This is a genomic window from Flavobacterium sp. (genome assembly GCF_049590715.1).
Lineage (GTDB): Bacteria > Bacteroidota > Bacteroidia > Flavobacteriales > Flavobacteriaceae > Flavobacterium.
In genome coordinates, this window is record NZ_JBAWDL010000271.1 from 1 (window position 1) to 2,523 (window position 2,523).

Consider the following 2,523-nt stretch of genomic DNA (forward strand, 5'->3'; position numbering starts at 1 on the left):
AAATTGTGAGTCATGACATCTGCACGAGCAATTAATTTTTTGACACATTCCAAATCTTCCGGATTTTTTAAATCGGCTGCATACGATTCTTTATTTCTATTTACGGTATGAAAAACCAAACTACTCCCCTCTAAAAACAAGTTTTTAAGTGCAATTTGTCTTCCTGCCTCCCCGTGAATGGGTCTTTCTATCTTTATTACTCTTGCTCCCAAATCGGCCAATCGCAAACCCGCTGACGGACCTGCCATAAATTGTGCAAATTCAAGAACTACAATTCCTTCTAGTGGTTTCATAATTTTTAGTTTAAAGTTTAAAAAAATGTTTCAGGTTTCTGGTTTAAAGTTCCTACTGTTGGCAATAAAAATTGTTTCAAGTTTCAGGTTTCAAGTTTCTATCGTTGGCGCTATTTTACAGACAAGTTCTAAAAACCTTAAACTTTTAAAACTTTTCAAATTTAATATACAAGTTCTCAAAACCTGAAACCTTAAACTTTTAAACCTTTTAAACCCTTTTTTTTAAATATCCAATGACTTACTATACAATTCATTCAACTGCTCTAACAAAGCTACTTCGTCACCACCATTCATCAAGTAATTGCGAATAGGAGCTCCTGCTCTATCTTGAAAATACATATGGCCGTTGTAACGAGGACGTAAAAAAGCTCTGTCTAAACCTGGTAATGTATTTTTGAAATAATCAGCGGTTAGGCTATTGGTATATTCATCTGTCCATGCTTTGCGATGTCCAGGTTGTCCACCTCCATCAAAGAATACTGTTTTTTGAATGGTTTTAGAGCCTACGTACTCTACATATTTCATAATGGTGTCTAATTCTGTAGCTTTGGCAGAAACCGCTAATCCTGTTCCTCCTAAAGTTGAAATTGCTCCAACACCATTGATTTCAATCATATCATGAAAATGCAATAATTTACGAGCATACCCATTACGGCTGTAATTAGAATATCCGTAAGCCCAAGGGCAATAAGCGTAGTTATCAGTCAAAGTCATGGCTTCGTACACTTTGATTGGATTCCAATCATACATCGCTGGATCCATTTCGACTGCTAAGGCATGTAACATTTTCAAGGCTTCCACCCCTACTTTTTGACTTACTACATGTTCTTTTGAAGTACACACATCTTCGCCTAAGTTGCAACACATCATGTAAAAATTCATCAACGTATCTTGTGGAATTCCAGGCATTACTACCAATCCTTTTTTGGCTAAAGCCAATAACTCATCGTAATTTTTAGGAATCTCAAGTCCTTTTTCAGCCAAAATATCCGGACGGCTTGATGCCACAGGAGTTGCTGCATCAATAGCCAAAGCATATTGGTGACCGTTTGAACTGTAACTAACATGAGAATGACCAACTGAATTTTCAGCTAAATCAGCCAAAAATTCTTTTGATAAATAATTATCTAAAGGTAAAATCACATTTGTCTTACCAGCGAAACCAGCCCATGGATGATCAATTACCAATAAGTCATAACGTTCCGCTAGTTTGTCAATAGGTTCATCAGCAAAAGCTTGAAGCGATCTTTTTTCCCACGTAATTTCTACACCTGGGTTTAATTCTGAAAAACGTTGTGCTGTAGCCACCATTGATGTAAACCCTCTGCTGTGGTTCCAAGTTATTCCTTTTAATTGTATTGGTTTTGTGCTCATTTTATTTATTTTTTTAATTCTTTTTTTTTAAAATTCTTGAACTATGCCCCTTGCATACTACCGTAAGTCATTACAAAAAATGATACAATTAGCACGATCAAAGCTACAATAAGTGTGGTATACGTTCTCTTGCTTACCGCAACCCACTCCTTCATTAAAATACCAATGATATAGCTAAAGAAAATCAACATGGACATATGAATCACCCAACTCGCAAATTTGAAAGCCCCCATTTGTACGTGTGCAATTCCGTAAAAGAAAAACTGACCGTACCACAAAGCCCCACTCAAAACCGACATTCCGAAGTTGATTCCGAAATTGCGTTTCCCTATGCTTTTTACATCTACAAGTTCTTTTAAAGTATTATTCTTAATTCCGGCCATTACAAACCAAACCAAGTTAGTTGCAAAAGCGCCAAAAGTAGAAAGTATCAAACTGGCATTTCCTTCAAAGTTTCCTGCACCGTATTTCCCAGCCATTTCGGCTACGGGTGCTCCTACTTCCAGTGAAATTCCAAAAACAGCTGATAACACCCCTGCAATAAGTGTTAGTGTCAATCCTTTCTTCATATTAAAGGTTAACGTTTCATCACCTTCCTTAGCATTTCGTTTCAAATCGGCTTCTTTACGGTAACCCGCTACACCACAAATCGAAATCCCTATAATCGCCAGAAACATACCTATAAATATAATCATCCCACCAGGAGCATTGTATTTTTCAACGAGATTCCCGTGCATCAATAAAGGAACAATCGTACCTAAAATAGCCGAAATTCCGATAGAGATCGTATACGTCAAAGAGTACCCAATATGTCTAATGGCAAATCCAAAACACATTCCGCCAAAACCATAGACCG

General features: G+C 37.0%; 3 protein-coding genes. All 3 read right to left on the minus strand.

What is annotated here, in order from left to right; genetic code table 11:
• Window positions 1–293: CoA transferase (locus tag WBQ70_RS12120; protein WP_423914573.1), on the minus strand; the 293-nt coding region annotated here is incomplete at its 3' end.
• 222 nt (window positions 294–515) lie between these two features.
• On the minus strand, window positions 516–1,667 hold the full coding sequence (locus WBQ70_RS12125) for an ABC transporter substrate-binding protein (protein ID WP_423914576.1): 1,152 nt from the start codon (window positions 1,665–1,667) through the stop codon (window positions 516–518).
• A gap of 41 nt (window positions 1,668–1,708) precedes the next feature.
• The coding region (locus WBQ70_RS12130; RefSeq protein WP_423914579.1) for an L-rhamnose/proton symporter RhaT at window positions 1,709–2,523 on the minus strand (815 nt) is incomplete at its 5' end.

Coding starts and splice junctions, on each gene's coding strand:
- WBQ70_RS12125 (WP_423914576.1), bottom strand. CDS start 1,667: ATGAGCACAAAACCAATACAATTAAAAGGAATAACTTGGAACCACAGC.